Genomic DNA, 13,719 nt, shown 5'->3' on the forward strand with positions numbered 1-13,719 from the left:
CCTCCTCCGCGGGGACGGCGCAGTGAACTGATTGGGTGGTTTCCCGAACGGCTGAAAGTCGAGTGGTTCGGGGTTGATAAGTTTCCGAAATGAGCTCCCGCCCCCTCCCCGCGCCCGACTCCGGCGCCGACTCCGACTCCGGCACGGGCACCGGGACCGGCACCGGCACCTCCGCCCCCCGGTCCCCGGACGCCACGCGCCGCAGCGACCGTTCACGGCGGGCCATCCTGGACGCGGCGCTCGAGCTGGTGGGGGAGGTCGGCTACAACAAGCTGACCATCGAGGCCATCGCCGCCCGCGCCGGGGTCGGCAAGCAGACCATCTACCGCTGGTGGCCCTCGAAGGCCGCGGTCCTGCTGGACGCCTCGGTCGCGCTCGCCGGGGACGCACAGACCGAGGGGGCGTGGACCGGCTTCCCCGACACCGGGGACCTGGCCGCCGACCTGAAGTACGTACTGCGGGCGACGGTGGACGAGTTCGCCGACGAGCGGTACGCCGCCCCCGCGCGCGCCCTGACGGCGGCCGGCGCGACCGACCCCGAGCTGGGGGCGCGTTTCACCGAGCAGCTGCTGGAACCGCAGCTCGCGCTGTACGAGGCACGGTTGCGGTCCGCGTGCGAGGCCGGACAGCTCCCGCCGGACACCGACCTGCGGCTGACCGTGGAGATGCTGCTCGGACCTCTGACCTACCGCTGGCTGCTGCGCACGGCGCCGCTCTCGCACGCGTACGCGGATGCGCTGGTGGACGCGGTGCTGGGCGGGGCCGGGGCGGGGTGGGATAAGTCATGACCCCCTGACGGCCGAGAACGTATGGCCGAATTATGTGCTTATGTGGTAGTCCTGGTCGGGGGGTGCGGTCACCCGGCGCCCAGGATGGTGGGAACATGTGAGGGTCTGCCGGGGCAACGCTGTAGGTGAGGGGATAGATGGGGTCTGAGTCGGGCCGCGTCAAACGCGGCGAGCAGAGCAGGATTTCCCAGTGGCTGCGCCGCAAGCCGAAACCCGACGCCGAGGACCCCGCACGGGAACGCGAAGCCCTGCTGCTGGCCGTGGCCGCCGCGGGTCTGCCCATCTCGCCCGCCGCGCATCCGGCCGGCTACCGGTGTTCGTGCGACCGGATCGGCTGTCCGACGCCCGCACGGCACCCCATCTCCTTCGCCTGGCAGACGCAGTCCACGACGGACCGCGCGCAGGTCGAACGCTGGGCCCGCAACCAGCCCGCGGCCAACTTCATCACCGCGACGGGCATGGTCCACGACGTACTGGACGTCCCGCTGGAAGCCGGCCACAGCGCCCTGGAACGCCTGCTGGCCGCCGGCGTCGAGGTCGGCCCGGTCGCCGAGTCCGGCGGTACGGGCGACCAGGCCCGGATGCTCTTCTTCACCGCGACCCGGGGCACGCCCGAGGACGAGGACGAGTGGTGGCCCTGCGAACTGGACTGCCACCCCGAGACGATGGACGAGCACCCCGGACTGCGCTGGCACTGCCGGGGCAGCTACGTCCTGGTACCGCCGGCCGCACTGCCGGGGGACTTCGCGGTGACCTGGCTCCGCGGCATGGAGCATCCGCTCGTCGATCCGCTGACCCTGCTGGAAACCCTCACGGACGCGTGCGCCACCTACGCGGGCGCGTCGGACCAGACCCCCGCCACGGTCGCCTGGCCCCTGGGCCGCTGACGGCCTAGGCCTAGGAGCCGGAGCTCCGCACCGAAGACCGCGGCACGGAAGCGGGGCCCGCCGGGTCGGCGCCCTCGCGCACGCCGGGCCCGCCGCCCCGGCGGAGGCTGAGCAGGGTCCCCAGTCCGGTCGCCGCCAGGATCAGCGTGGCCGCGCCCAGCGTCGGCCCGTCCGGGGAGGTCAGCGGCCGACCGCGCAGCGCCTGCCAGACCAGCAGGGCCAGTACCGCCGCGTACGCCGAGCCGGCCACCCCCACCAGGCGCAGCCGTGCCCGCTCCTCGCGCAGTACGGGCAACCGCACCGCGAGGACGGCCAGCAGCAGGACGAACAGCGGCAGCAGCTGGAGCGCGTGCATCCCCACGAAGTGCGGGATGCACAGGTCGCCGCCGGTGGTGGACCAGCCGGTGAGCGGCATGCCGGGCCCGCCGTCGGGCACTCCCACGGCGTGCCCGCCCACGATCGGGGCGTCGTCGTCGCCGGCCGCGAGCTGCTCGGCCGTCGGCTGGGTCATCAGGAAGCCGAGCCCCGCACCGGCCAGCGCCAGGGCCGCGGCGATCCGGATCGACCAGGTGGTGGCCCGGTCGCCGATCCGGGCCCGGAACAGCAGGACGGCGATCACCAGCGCACCCAGCCACAGCGACACGATGGTCCCGGCCATGACGTCGTACAGCCGCGCGTCGAAGGGAGTGGCGTGGTTGAAGTGGCTCTGCCGGCCGCGGAACACCTGCGCGGTGATGAGCACCATCTCCACGGCGCCGGCCACCGCCACCACCGTGCCCGCCCACCACGCGGGCCGGGCGAGCCGGGGCCGGGCCCGTGCGAGCAGGGAGATCATCCAGGCCAGGCTCAGCGCGTAGGCGAGGATCGAGGCGGCGAACTTGAAGGGCTTGGCCCAGATCGGGGCGCCCACCAGGATCCGGTCGTCGACGAGGATTCCGACGGCGGAGCCGGCCGTCCATAACGCCATGAGGCCGGCGAGCACCACCAGTGGACGGTGCCAGGTACGCGGGAAAGCCAACGGTAACGACATCTCTCTACCCCCAGACAGAAGACCAAATGGATAGTGACACTTACCGCTATCCAGTAGTGCCACTATCTATGATGGGCACGGCACACGCAAGGGCCCCAGGAACCAGGGACGGACGGAAGCGACCATGCGCATCGGAGAGCTGAGCGCGCGGACCGGGGTACCGGTACCGACGATCAAGTACTACGTACGGGAGGGCCTGCTCCCGGCCGGCCTGCTCAGCAGCCCGAACCAGGCGCACTACGACGAGACGCACGCACGCAGGCTGCGTCTGATCCGCGGCCTCCTGGAAGTGGGGAAGCTCCCCGTGGCGGCCATCGGGGAAGTGATCCGCGCCATCGACGACAAGGAGCGGTCGGTCCACAATCTGCTCGGCCCGGTGGCGAACGCGCTGGTTCCCGAGCACGGCGGGACGGCTGACGCCGAGACCGAGCGCGCGCGGGCGAAGGTGGCCGGGATCATCGAGCGGCGCGGCTGGCAGGTGGGCGCGGACACCCGCGCGGGCGAGGCACTGGCCGCCGCGCTGGCCGCGCTGGAGCGGGCCGGTCACGGAGCCTTCGCGGAGGTGCTCGACACGTACGCGGAGGCGGCCGAGCTGGTCGCCGGCGCGGACCTGGCCTACACGACCCAGGTGGCGGCACGGGAGGACCTGGTCGAAACGGTCGCGGTCGGCACGGTCCTGGGCGACGCGATGTTCGCGGCGCTGCGCAGGCTGGCCCACTGGGACGCCTCGTCCCGCACCTACGGCACCCCGCAGCAGGACTGACCGCGCGGGGCCGGGGCCGGGCCGGACCGGCCATGCCCCGGCCCCGGCCGGGAGTCGCGCCCGGTCAGTGGATCTGGGTGACGACCACGTCGAGGGACCAGGACTTGCCCGGCTTCGCGGGGGCTTCGGCCTCGACCGTGAAGCCCAGGTCGCGCAGGGCCGTCACCAGTTCCGCCGGGGACGCGGGGGCCGCGCCCGCCGACAGGAGGTCGCGGACCAGCCGGCCCTTGGTGGCCTTGTTGAAGTGGCTCACCACCGACCGCTTCTCCACGCCGTCCACCATCTGCGAGTGCAGGACCCGGACCGTGGCCGTGCGCCCCGCCACCTCGCCCTTCGGCTTCCACGCGGAGGCGTACGCCGAGGACCGCAGGTCCAGGACGAGGCCGTCCCCCGCCGCCTCCGGCATCACCGAGGCCATCGGTTCGCGCCAGAACGCGCCCAGCGCCCCCAGCCCCGGCAGCTTCACACCCATCGAGCAGCGGTAGGAGGGGATGCGGTCCCCGACCCCGACCGCTCCCCACAGGCCCGAGAAGACCAGCAGGGACTCCGCGGCCAGCGACGCCGCCGCCGGCGTGAGGGTCGACAGGCCCAGCGCGTCGTACAGGACGCCCGTGTAGATCTCCCCGGCCGGCCGGGCGACCGCCGTCAGCAGCTCCGCGTTCTTGGCGACCTCACCGCGCAGGCCCTCGCTCAGGCCCAGCACCTCGCGGGCCTTCGGCTCGTCGCCCACGCACAGCTCGACCAGCTCCTCCAGCACCGCCGCCCGCGCCGCGGCCAGCCCCGGCAGCGAGAGCGTCTCCGGCTTCAGCGGTGCGCCGGAGCCGCCGGCGGCCTTTCCTTCGGACGGCGGCAGCAGCACGAGCACGGTGGTTCTCCTTCGACGGGCACGGCACAGCGGTGGGGGTGCGGCCCCCGACCAGGGTAGACGGCTCACCGCGCCGCCCAAGCCCACCGGCCCCAGGGGGTGTCTTGCCGATCGGACCGGGCTCGCGGCGTCTGCCACGCACGCTCGCCGCGTTGTCGTCACTCGCCGACGCTCCGCGTCGACTCCCTCCTCCGCCTTGCGATCGCACGCGTCAGACACCGCTCCCTGATCCGGCCCGATCGGCAAGACACCCCCTAGGCTCGGCTCATGCCACGCCGTCACATGATCATGACCGGCGCAGACGGGGCTGCTCTGCGGGCCGCGCTGCGTGAACTGCGGACGAAGCTGGAGGTGCCGGAGGAGTTCCCGGCGCCCGTACTCGCCGAGGCCGAGCGGGCCGTACGCAGCCCCCGCCTGCCGGACTTCGACGCGACCGACATCCCCTTCTTCACGATCGATCCACCGGCCTCGCGCGATCTGGACCAGGCCATGCACCTGGCGAAGCGTCCCTCCGGCGGCTACCGGGTGCACTACGCCATCGCCGACGTCGCCGCCTACGTCACCCCCGGCGGCGCCCTCGACGCCGAGGCCCACCGCCGGGTCTCCACCCTCTACTTCCCCGACGAGAAGATCCCCCTGCACCCGGCCGTGCTCTCGGAGGGCGCCGCCAGCCTGCTCCCCGACCAGACCTGCCCGGCCCTGCTGTGGCGGCTCGACCTGGACGCCGAGGGGCGGGTGGAGAGCACCGGGGTCCGCCGCGCGCTCGTGCGCAGCCGGGCCAAACTTGACTACGACGGCGTCCAGAAGGCCATCGACGCGGGCACCGCCGAGGAGCCGCTCGCCCTGCTGAAGGACATCGGGAGGCTGCGCGAGGCCTTGGAGGCGGAGCGCGGGGGGATCTCGCTGGACGTGCCCGAGCAGGAGATCGTCGAGCACGAGGGCTCGTACAGCCTGGCCTACCGGGCTCCGCTCCCGGCCGACGGCTGGAACGCGCAGATCTCCCTGATGACCGGCATGGCCGCCGCCGATCTGATGCTCGCCGCCGGGACCGGCATCCTACGGACCCTGCCGACCGCTCCCGACGGAGCCGTCGGGCGGCTGCGCCGGACGGCGAAGGCCCTGCGGATCGACTGGCCGCACCACGTCCCGTACGCGGAGCTCGTGCGCGGGCTCGATCCGCACCGGCCCGCCCACGCCGCCTTCCTCCAGGAGTGCACGTCCCTGCTGCGCGGAGCCGGCTACACCGTCTTCACCGGCGGCGAGACCCCGGACCCCGTCCTGCACGCCGCGGTCGCGGCCCCGTACGCCCACTGCACCGCGCCCCTGCGCCGGCTCGTCGACCGGTACACGGGCGAGCTGTGCGTGGCGGCCGTGGCCGGGGCCGAGCCCCCCGGGTGGGCGGTGGAGGCGCTCGACGCCCTGCCGAAGGAGATGGCGGACGGGACCCGGCTGGCGAACTCGGCGGAGCGGGAGGCCGTGGACCTGGTGGAGGCGGCGCTGCTCAAGGACCGCGTCGGCGAGACCTTCGAGGCGACGGTCATCGACGTCAAGGACCGGGAGCCGCTGGTCGGCACGGTCCACCTGGAGGAGCCGGCGGTGATCGGCCGCGTGGAGTCCACGTCGGCGGAGCTGCCGCTGGGCGGCCGGATCAGGGTCCGGCTGACGGAGGCGGATCCTGGGCGGGCGAAGGTGCTGTTCGCACCCGTCTAGAGGGTGTTGGGGGGCGGGGTGCAGGTCAGCGGTGGCGGAGCCAGAAGCTGACGGGGTTCAGTTCCGTGGGTTCGATGGACCAGGGGCCGGGAGCGTCGATGATCAGCAGGCGCGGGCTCAGGGGGAGCGTGGCGACGCCGCGGCCGCGGTCCGGGCGGTAGAAGACGCGCTCGCGGTTGTCGTTGTTCCGGACGGCCTGCACCTCCATGGGGCCCCGTTCCTCATCCTTCCCGAGGTTCCTGACCTTGATGTCGAGGAGGTGGTGGCTGTGGGCCAGTACGTCCGGCCCGTGCCCCTCGACCCGGTCGACGAGCTCGGGTACGACCGTCACCGGCCGTAGGGTGACCGTCCACGCGCACCGTGTGTCCACCTCCAGCCGCAGCGGACGGTCCGCGAGGTTGCGGAAGACGGCCCGGCCGTGCAGATCGTCGATCCGGCTGGACATGATCTGCTTCGTCCGGCGGCCGTTGGGCTTCAGGAGGGCGAGGTTCACGTACCCGGCGCCCGCCTTCATCAGCTCGACCACCACGAAGCCGCGCGGGAGCCGACTGCCGATCTCCACGATGCCGGGGCCCAGGCCCGATTCCCGGATCGGCGGGAACTCCTTCCCGAACTCGAAGGGAAGGGAGTTGAGCCGACCCGCCGGCACGCGGGGCGGGGCATCGGAGACCGGCACCGCATCCGCGGTCTTCAGGACGACCTGGGGCTGCGGAGGTTCGGGCGGCGGCACGGGTACGGGTACGGGTACCCGTACGGGCTCGGCCGCCGTCGCCGGCTCCGGCAGGGGCGGCGGGGGTGGGAGCCGGTCGGGCATCGGCGCCGGGGTGGGGGCCGCCGCCGGCTCCTCGCGCGGCTCCGCGGATGCCTCGTCCGGCACGGTGAAGCCGAAGTCGGTGGCCAGGCCCGGCAGTCCGGACGCGTAGCCCTGCCCCACGGCGCGGAACTTCCATCCGCCGTCCCTGCGGTAGAACTCGCCCAGCAGGATCGCGGTCTCCGTCGTCGCGTCCTCCACGGAGTACAGCGCGAGCTGCTCCCCCGTGGCCGCAGCGACCGCCCGCAGGTACAGGTCCGCGACCTCCCCGAACGTCCCGCCGTCACAGGACGCCGCGACCACGATCCGTTCCACGGCCGGCTCCACGCGGCCGGGGTCGATCTCCAGCCAGTCCGCGGTGACCCCGCCCTCGCCCCGGGCGTCGCCCAACAGCCGTACGGCGCTCGCCGCGTGCTCGGGCTGGTTGTAGAACACCAGGTCGCCGCGGCCCCTGACCTTGCCGCCCGCCCCGACGAGCAGGGCGGCCGCGTCGACCGCCGGCGAGCCGGGCCCGCCGTCACGGCGTACGACGGCGACGCGCATCGGCTCGCCGCTGAGCGGAAGGTTTCCCCCCTTGATGATCTCTGTCATGCACGCATCCTGACATCACGGCCCGGCCCGCCGGCAGGGGCGGCGGACCTGATCAGCTGCCGGACCGCTCTGGTCATCGCGCCCTGTGACCTGCCATCATCGGCCGACCGCGCGGTATCACCGACCGCGCAACAGCGGTGGGAGGGACCGGACATGGGCTCGGTCGACGTCTTGGATCCACGCGCGATGCCCGCCGCCGCCCCGGGCAGCCGATCGGCGCGCCGCCGCCCGCCGGCCGCCGCGCTGCGACCGTTCATCATCAACTACACGGGCTTCCACACCGAGTTCACCACCCCGAGGCGCCGTCTGGAGCTGCCCACCGGCTGCGTGACGCTGGTGTTCAGCTTCTCCGAGGGCCTGTGGGTCTCCCGTACGGAGAACCTCGCGACGGCCCAACTGCGGCCCGCCGCCCGGGCCATGATCAGCGGCCCGCGCACGGTGCCGGCGATCGGGGTGCACGCGGGGGTGGTGCACGGGCTGGAGGTGAACATGACCCCGCAGGGCTGCTACCGGCTGTTCGGCATCCCGATGTGGCACTTCGAGGACGCCCACGTGGATCTGGTGGAGGTGCTCGGGCGCCAGGGCCACCACCTCACCGAACGGCTCCAGGCGCTCCCCTCGTGGACGGAGCGGTTCGCCCTGCTGGACGCCCTCTTCTGCGCCCGACTCGACGCCGGCCCCTCCTGCGCGCCCGAGGTCGTCGGCGCCCTCTCCGGGCTCTGGGCCGACACCCGCTCCCTGACCCGGGTGAGCGCGGCGACGGGCTGGAGCGCCCGTACCGTACGGGCCCGGTTCCGCGAGCAGGTGGGCCTGTCCCCCAAGGCCATGGCCCGGGTGTTCCGGCTGCAGCACGCGCTGCGGATGCTGGCGGCGGGAACGGCGGCGGCGCAGGTGGCGGCGGCCTGCGGCTACCACGACCAGGCGCACCTGAGCCGCGAGGTGAAGGCGATGACGGGGCTGCCCCCGTCCCGGTTCGTCGTACTGCGGGGCGGACTGGCACCGGGCTCGGTCCTGGACCGGATGCGGGGCCGGGTCAGCAGCGTGATGCTGTCGGGCTAGACAGGCCGGATCAGGGTCCGCCCGGGTCCGGCTCGGATCGCGACCCGAGACCGGGTCAAGACCGGGCCCGGACCCTGACCCGGACCCGGATCGCGACCCGGGGCGCGCCTCGGATCGCGTCCCGGGTCGCAGCCCGGCCGTGCGGCCCGGCGGCGGCTCCCCCGTTGGAATTCCGCCGGACCCCGTCGGCGGGCGTCGGCTCCCGTCGACGGGCGGTTCACCCGCTCTGGGCTGAGGACCCCCGTACCCCAGCCCACGAGCGAGCGCTCCCTCTTCCGGCTGCGCCCACCGGCTCCACCACTCAGCCCGCTAGACGCTGCGCGTCGAGCGGTTGAGCGCGGAGCCATCTAGTGCGCTAGACGGCTGGACGAAGATACGCCGTCGCACACACGCCCTGTCAAGGCTCTATGGGGCGCCCCGAGGCCATTATGACGTGGGTCACATTCCCCCGGGTCCGCTAGCTGGGTAGACGGAATTCGTTGCACTGTGTGGCGAAGCCATCTAGGCAGGTAGATAATGCTGGTGATGATTTAGTACTGGACTACACGATCCAGCAGCAGACGGGAGCAGTGACGGTGATGGGTGAGGAGACCCCCACCGGCCGGCGGGACACCATGGGTGACCGCCTCGGCTTCTTGATCGAGACGATCCACCCGGCGGGCCGCGGTCCGTACACGTACCAAGAGATCGCCGAAGGCACCAAGAAGCTGTCCGGACCCTCCGTCTCGCACGGCACGGTCCAGACCATCCGCCTGAACAACAACCCCAACCCGGGCATCGACTCGATCCGCGCGATCGCCAACTTCTTCGGCGTCACCGTCGGATACCTGGCCGACGGCGAGAACGCCCAGGCGATCGAGCAGCGGATCGAGGAGCGGATCGCACGGCTGCGCGAGGAGATGGGCAAGGCCGCGGCGGCCGACGAGTTCGCCCAGGTCCTCGAGGACGAACAGGTCAAGGCCGCGGCCTTCCGCCTGAGCGGACTGTCCGCCGGATCCATGCGCTCCGTCACCGGCCTGATCAAGCAGCTCCGCAAGGCCGAAGGACTTCCGGATGTGAACCCGCGCCGGCGCCGCGGCAAGGATTCCTGAGGCGCGAATCAGCCACGCGCTTCCCCCTGGTAGCCGTATTCCGGCCACCGATAGGCCCTCATCCGGCCCCTGCCCCGCTTCCGGTTACTCTCAAACCCGATCAGGTGTGCGGACTGGGCGACGAGGGGCGGGGAGGGGCGACGATGCGCTGGTGGAAGCGCGCCGACGCGGAGTGCGCCGCCGTCGCGGACCGGCTCGTCATCCCCCGGCCGTTCGACCTGGAAGCCTTCTGCGAGGGGATCGCCGCGCAGCGCGGCCGGCCGCTGATCCTGCTGCCCCTCGACGGACCACCCGACCCGTCCCTGCCCTGCGGGATCTGGCTCGGACTGGACGTCGCCGACCTCGTCTTCTACGACGCCGTCGCCGCCGAGATCCTCAAGGTGCAGATCGTCCTCCACGAGATCTCGCACATGCTGCTCGGCCATGTCGCTCCCGAACTCGACATCCCCGAACAGGCGTCGGACCAGGAGATCGCCCGGGCCTCCGAGCACTTCCAGCGCCTGCTGACCCGTACGCACACGGCCGTCTCCGGAATCGACCGCCCCGAGCTGCCCGTGGCCTCGATCATCCGCACCGAGGCGGCCCGGATCAGGAGCGTGGCGCGCGCGACCGAATCGATCGACGAGGAACTCGGCCTCGACATCGACCGCCTGGCGCACCTCATGGGGCGGAGCAAGTTCGCCAGCCCGCAGGAGCGGCAGGCGGAGACCCTGGCCACGCTCATCCACGAGCGGGCCGGCCGCTACGACACGACGCAGTCGACCTCCAGTGACAGCGAGGCCGAGGACCGTCTCGTACGCCTCCATGACGCCCTCGGGCACCCCGTTCGAAACACGTGGTCGTGAAGTGAAACACCTCGAAGCAGCCATCCTGGTCATGCTGTGGACGGTGACGCTCTGGCGCGCCCCCTCGGCCGTCCGCTCGGTCAAACAGCGGGCCCTGTGGGCGGCGTTCGCCGCCCTGACCGTCTCCATGACGCTGCGCCTGCCCGGAGTGATGCGCACGCTGGACGACTGGGCGGGGGTCAACAACCTCTCCACCCTCTTCAAGCACTGGCTGGGCATGATCGCGGCCGGCGCGGTCGTCGACTTCGTCGTCGCCATCGCCCGTCCGGAGACCGGCCGCCGGCTGCGGGTCCGTCACTACGCCGCCCTGACCGCGATGACGGCCATGGCGGTGCTCTTCGCCTTCTTCGTCCCGCGGCCCCACGAAATGACCGACTTCTTCGAGGAGACCGCCGGCAACGGCTGGGCCACGGTCTACTACCTCCTGTTCGTCGTCTACCTCGGCATCGCCATGGCCACCGCCACCTGGCTCTTCTGGGGCAGCGCCCGGCACGCCAGCGCCCTGTGGCTGCGGACCGGCGTCCGCCTCATGGGCATCGGGACCGCCGTCGGCGTGCTCTACACCCTGATGCGGGCCGGGTACATCGCGAGCCGCCTCGCGGGCCTCACGGACGACACCAGCGATGTCGCGGTCGACAACGTCACCGACGCCCTGAAGTACCTGGCGATCGGCTTCATCCTCATCGGGAGCAGCATCCCCGCCTTCGGCGTGGCCTGGCGCACCGTCCAGGACGGCCGCCACCACCGCCAGCTCCAGCCGCTCTGGCAGGACCTGACCGCGGTCACCCCCGACATCGTCCTGAAGACCGGGCTCCTGCGCAGCCCGCGCCTGCGGCTGTACCGCAGGGTGATCGAGATCCGCGACGCCGCCCTGACCCTGGACGCGTACACCGCCCCGGAGGTCCGCGAGCGCGCGCACCGCGCCGCCCTGGAGGCGGGGTTCGACCCGGCGACGAGCCCGGCGGCCGAAGCCCTCCGGATGCGGGCGGCCCGCGAGGGCAAGGCCCGCGGGGCGCTGCCGCTCCACGGCGCCCAGGAGCCGGCCGCCACCGTCGGGATCGACGACCTCGACTTCACCACCGAAGTACTGCGCCTCATCCAGCTCGCCCGGATCTACCACTCCGCCGTGGCCGACGAGTTCCTCACCACCACCAGCCAGGAGGCCACGGCGTGACCGCCACGCTCGACCAGCCCACCGAGTCCCGATCCGCCCGTCTGATCACCGACGGCCTCGATCCCAAGACCTGGATCATCGCCGACACCCTCCTGATCGGCTGGCACACCGCCGGCCTCGAGGGGATCGGCTGGGGACTCCTGGGCTGCCTGTTCGCCGCCGTCATCCCGCTGGCCTTCATCAAGTACGGGATCCGGCGCGGCCGCTGGGCCGACCGGCACGTCGGCCAGCGCCAACAGCGCATCGTCGTGATGGTGTTCATCATCGGCTCGGTCGTCACCGGCATCCTGCTGATGTCGTTCCTCGGCTCGCCCCGCACGATGATCGCGCTGATCGCGGCCATGCTGACCACCCTCGTGGCCCTGCTCGCCGTGACCCCCGCCTGGAAGATCAGCGTGCACGCGGCCGTCTCCTCCGGGAGCGTCGCCATGCTCGCCCTGACCTACGGGCCCTGGCTGCTGCTCGCCTACCCGCTGGTCGCCGTCGTCGGCTGGTCCCGGGTCGAGCTGAAGGACCACACCCTCGCCCAGGTCCTCGCGGGCACCGCGGTGGGCGCGGCCGTGGCGGCCACGACCTTCGCGCTGATCCGCTAGCCCGGTCGCGGGACCGGAGCCGTCAGTAGCGGGCCGCGGACACCAGGGGGCCGTAGTGCCGGCCCCTGATGGGCCTCGAGGGGTCCCCGTAGAAGCCGTACTCCTCGTGACGCCGGCTGTGCGCGGCCGCGTCGTCCACCAGGGTGCGGATGGTGCGCGCCGGGGCACCGTCCTCGCAGCGGCCGGAGTGGACGCACAGGGCGGCGATGCCGGTGACGACGGGGGCCGTGAGGCCGGTCCCGAAGTAGATCGCGGGAAGCGGATCCTGCGGACGGGGCGTGGTCGCGATGCAGATGCCGGGAGCGGCGACGATGTGGCGCCGGTCGGCGGCGGAGCGCGCGAACTCGGCGAACCTGAGCGTCGCCTGGTCGTCGGCGTGCCCGACCGAGCCCAGTTCGATGCCGTAGCACTCGGGGGCCGCCTTCGCGCCGGGCCGGCCGTCCATGTCCGACATCGCGGTGGAGGTGAGGACCTCGTCGTACGAGCCGGGTGCCTCCATCGCGATGCCGACGTTGGCGCCCGCACCGCTGGCCACGAGGGTCACGCCCGCCCGGGTCGTATTGCAGACGGCGAGGTGCAGCGCGTCGTTGTTGACGGTCCCGCAGTGGCCGTCGTCCGCCTGCTGGTACAGCCGCAGGGTGCCGAAGCTCATGTTGGCGACGGTGATGTCGTTGCCCGGGTCCGCGTCGGCACGGGTCGAGGCGACCCAGTCGAGGGCGCACAGCACACTGCTGTCGAGGGCGGCCCGGCCGTCGTCGGGGAACACCTTCACCGACCACAGCGGGGCTCCGGGGGCGACTCCGACGATGCCCCGGTCGTTGTCCTTGGCTCCGACGACGGCGGCCAGGGCGGTCCCGACCTCCTGGGGGTCCTGCAGGGCCGCGCCCGGCAGCACCGGGGTGCCGGTGAGGCAGTCGGCGCCGCCGCGCACGTTCAGGTCGGGGTGGCCGCCCGCGATGCCGGAGTCGATGAGCGCGACGTTCACATCGGTGGCCCGACCGCGGCCGTCTCCGGAGCGGGCGGAGGACTTCTCCGCGTCGATGCGGTCGGCCCACTCCGGCAGGCACTGCCGCACGGTGAGGTCCGGTACGGCGCCGCACCGTACGGCGGCACCGGGTGCGGTGGCGCCGGGTGCGGCGGTACGGGGAGGCACGGTACGGGGCTCCGCCGAGACGGGGTGCCCGTAGGACCGTTCCGCCGCGACGAACCGTACCGCCCGGTCCCGGCGCAGTTCCGCCGCCTGGCTCTCGGTCAGCTCGGCGGCGTACCCCTTGAGGGCGTGCCGGAACCGCGCGGTGGGGGTGGTGCGGAAGCGGCGGGTCTGCCGGTCGGCGAGGGCCGCGGGGTCGGGGGCTGCGTCCGCGAGGACGACGATGTACCGGGCGCCCTTCTCCCCGGCGCCGGCCGTTCCCGCGGTCGCGGCGGCGGAGGTCAGCGGGGCCAGGGTCGCCGTCAGCGCGAGGGCGAGGGCGACGGCGGGCAGCGCGGTGGAGCGCCGGGGAGGGGTCATGC

Annotated in this window: 13 protein-coding genes; 9 read left to right on the plus strand and 4 right to left on the minus strand. The window is 72.8% G+C overall.

Translation table 11 applies throughout. From position 1 onward, the window contains the following. Window positions 1-89: 89 nt before the first annotated feature. Window positions 90-788 (plus strand): TetR/AcrR family transcriptional regulator, encoded by a 699-nt coding sequence (locus OG435_RS14675; RefSeq protein ID WP_266877275.1) that lies wholly within the window; start codon window positions 90-92, stop codon window positions 786-788. A 137-nt stretch (window positions 789-925) separates the two neighbouring features. Further along, window positions 926-1,675: a bifunctional DNA primase/polymerase gene (locus OG435_RS14680; protein ID WP_266877276.1), complete on the plus strand. Its 750-nt coding sequence runs from the start codon at window positions 926-928 to the stop codon at window positions 1,673-1,675. Window positions 1,676-1,685: 10 nt separating this feature from the next. On the opposite strand, the gene OG435_RS14685 is transcribed toward OG435_RS14680, so the two are convergent. Continuing rightward, a complete protein-coding gene (locus tag OG435_RS14685; RefSeq protein WP_266881747.1) occupies window positions 1,686-2,642 on the minus strand; it encodes a hypothetical protein in 957 nt (318 codons plus the stop codon). 187 nt (window positions 2,643-2,829) lie between these two features. Here OG435_RS14685 and OG435_RS14690 point away from each other — a divergent pair, with 187 nt between their 5' ends. Then, on the plus strand, window positions 2,830-3,468 hold the full coding sequence (locus OG435_RS14690) for a MerR family transcriptional regulator (RefSeq protein WP_266877277.1): 639 nt from the start codon (window positions 2,830-2,832) through the stop codon (window positions 3,466-3,468). Between the two features lie 64 nt (window positions 3,469-3,532). Here the strand turns inward: OG435_RS14690 and yaaA are convergent, their stop codons facing one another. Next, entirely contained in the window at window positions 3,533-4,333 is an 801-nt protein-coding gene (gene yaaA / locus OG435_RS14695) for a peroxide stress protein YaaA (RefSeq protein WP_266877278.1), read from the minus strand. Window positions 4,334-4,600: 267 nt separating this feature from the next. Between yaaA and OG435_RS14700 the strand changes: the two genes are divergently transcribed. After that, window positions 4,601-6,043, plus strand: a complete 1,443-nt coding sequence (locus OG435_RS14700; protein WP_266877279.1) for an RNB domain-containing ribonuclease — start codon at window positions 4,601-4,603, stop codon at window positions 6,041-6,043. A gap of 25 nt (window positions 6,044-6,068) precedes the next feature. On the opposite strand, the gene OG435_RS14705 is transcribed toward OG435_RS14700, so the two are convergent. Beyond that, the gene (locus tag OG435_RS14705; protein ID WP_266877280.1) at window positions 6,069-7,445 is read right to left on the minus strand and encodes a TerD family protein; all 1,377 of its coding nucleotides are present in this window, start codon (window positions 7,443-7,445) and stop codon (window positions 6,069-6,071) included. 153 nt (window positions 7,446-7,598) lie between these two features. On the opposite strand from OG435_RS14705, the gene OG435_RS14710 reads away from it, so the two are divergent. The 5 genes from OG435_RS14710 (at window position 7,599) to OG435_RS14730 (ending at window position 12,207) form a co-directional block, all read left to right on the plus strand. Continuing rightward, the gene (locus tag OG435_RS14710) at window positions 7,599-8,504 is read left to right on the plus strand and encodes a helix-turn-helix domain-containing protein (RefSeq protein WP_266877281.1); all 906 of its coding nucleotides are present in this window, start codon (window positions 7,599-7,601) and stop codon (window positions 8,502-8,504) included. A 578-nt stretch (window positions 8,505-9,082) separates the two neighbouring features. Next, window positions 9,083-9,595: an XRE family transcriptional regulator gene (locus OG435_RS14715; RefSeq protein WP_266877282.1), complete on the plus strand. Its 513-nt coding sequence runs from the start codon at window positions 9,083-9,085 to the stop codon at window positions 9,593-9,595. 143 nt (window positions 9,596-9,738) lie between these two features. Beyond that, on the plus strand, window positions 9,739-10,440 hold the full coding sequence (locus OG435_RS14720) for a hypothetical protein (protein ID WP_266877283.1): 702 nt from the start codon (window positions 9,739-9,741) through the stop codon (window positions 10,438-10,440). Between the two features lies 1 nt (window position 10,441). Then, window positions 10,442-11,614: an MAB_1171c family putative transporter gene (locus OG435_RS14725; RefSeq protein ID WP_266877284.1), complete on the plus strand. Its 1,173-nt coding sequence runs from the start codon at window positions 10,442-10,444 to the stop codon at window positions 11,612-11,614. After that, entirely contained in the window at window positions 11,611-12,207 is a 597-nt protein-coding gene (locus tag OG435_RS14730; RefSeq protein WP_266877285.1) for a hypothetical protein, read from the plus strand. Before OG435_RS14725 ends, OG435_RS14730 begins: the two co-directional genes overlap by 4 nt. Window positions 12,208-12,229: 22 nt before the next feature. Here OG435_RS14730 and OG435_RS14735 read toward each other — a convergent pair whose 3' ends face one another. Further along, window positions 12,230-13,717 carry a S8 family serine peptidase gene (locus tag OG435_RS14735; protein WP_266877286.1) on the minus strand — a complete coding sequence of 496 codons (1,488 nt, stop codon included), beginning with the start codon at window positions 13,715-13,717 and terminating at the stop codon, window positions 12,230-12,232. Window positions 13,718-13,719: the final 2 nt, after the last annotated feature.

Origin of the sequence: Streptomyces sp. NBC_01264, assembly GCF_026340675.1 — a bacterium.
In the GTDB taxonomy this organism is placed as follows: Bacteria; Actinomycetota; Actinomycetes; order Streptomycetales; family Streptomycetaceae; genus Streptomyces.

What these genes read in the sequence shown, in the direction of transcription:
- OG435_RS14710 (WP_266877281.1), top strand. Translation starts at nt 7,599, where the DNA reads ATGGGCTCGGTCGACGTCTTGGATCCACGCGCGATGCCCGCCGCCGCC.
- OG435_RS14715 (WP_266877282.1), top strand. Translation starts at nt 9,083, where the DNA reads ATGGGTGAGGAGACCCCCACCGGCCGGCGGGACACCATGGGTGACCGC.
- OG435_RS14680 (WP_266877276.1), top strand. Translation starts at nt 926, where the DNA reads ATGGGGTCTGAGTCGGGCCGCGTCAAACGCGGCGAGCAGAGCAGGATT.
- OG435_RS14705 (WP_266877280.1), bottom strand. Translation starts at nt 7,445, where the DNA reads ATGACAGAGATCATCAAGGGGGGAAACCTTCCGCTCAGCGGCGAGCCG.
- OG435_RS14675 (WP_266877275.1), top strand. Translation starts at nt 90, where the DNA reads ATGAGCTCCCGCCCCCTCCCCGCGCCCGACTCCGGCGCCGACTCCGAC.
- OG435_RS14700 (WP_266877279.1), top strand. Translation starts at nt 4,601, where the DNA reads ATGCCACGCCGTCACATGATCATGACCGGCGCAGACGGGGCTGCTCTG.
- OG435_RS14690 (WP_266877277.1), top strand. Translation starts at nt 2,830, where the DNA reads ATGCGCATCGGAGAGCTGAGCGCGCGGACCGGGGTACCGGTACCGACG.
- OG435_RS14685 (WP_266881747.1), bottom strand. Translation starts at nt 2,642, where the DNA reads ATGGCGTTATGGACGGCCGGCTCCGCCGTCGGAATCCTCGTCGACGAC.
- OG435_RS14720 (WP_266877283.1), top strand. Translation starts at nt 9,739, where the DNA reads ATGCGCTGGTGGAAGCGCGCCGACGCGGAGTGCGCCGCCGTCGCGGAC.
- OG435_RS14735 (WP_266877286.1), bottom strand. Translation starts at nt 13,717, where the DNA reads ATGACCCCTCCCCGGCGCTCCACCGCGCTGCCCGCCGTCGCCCTCGCC.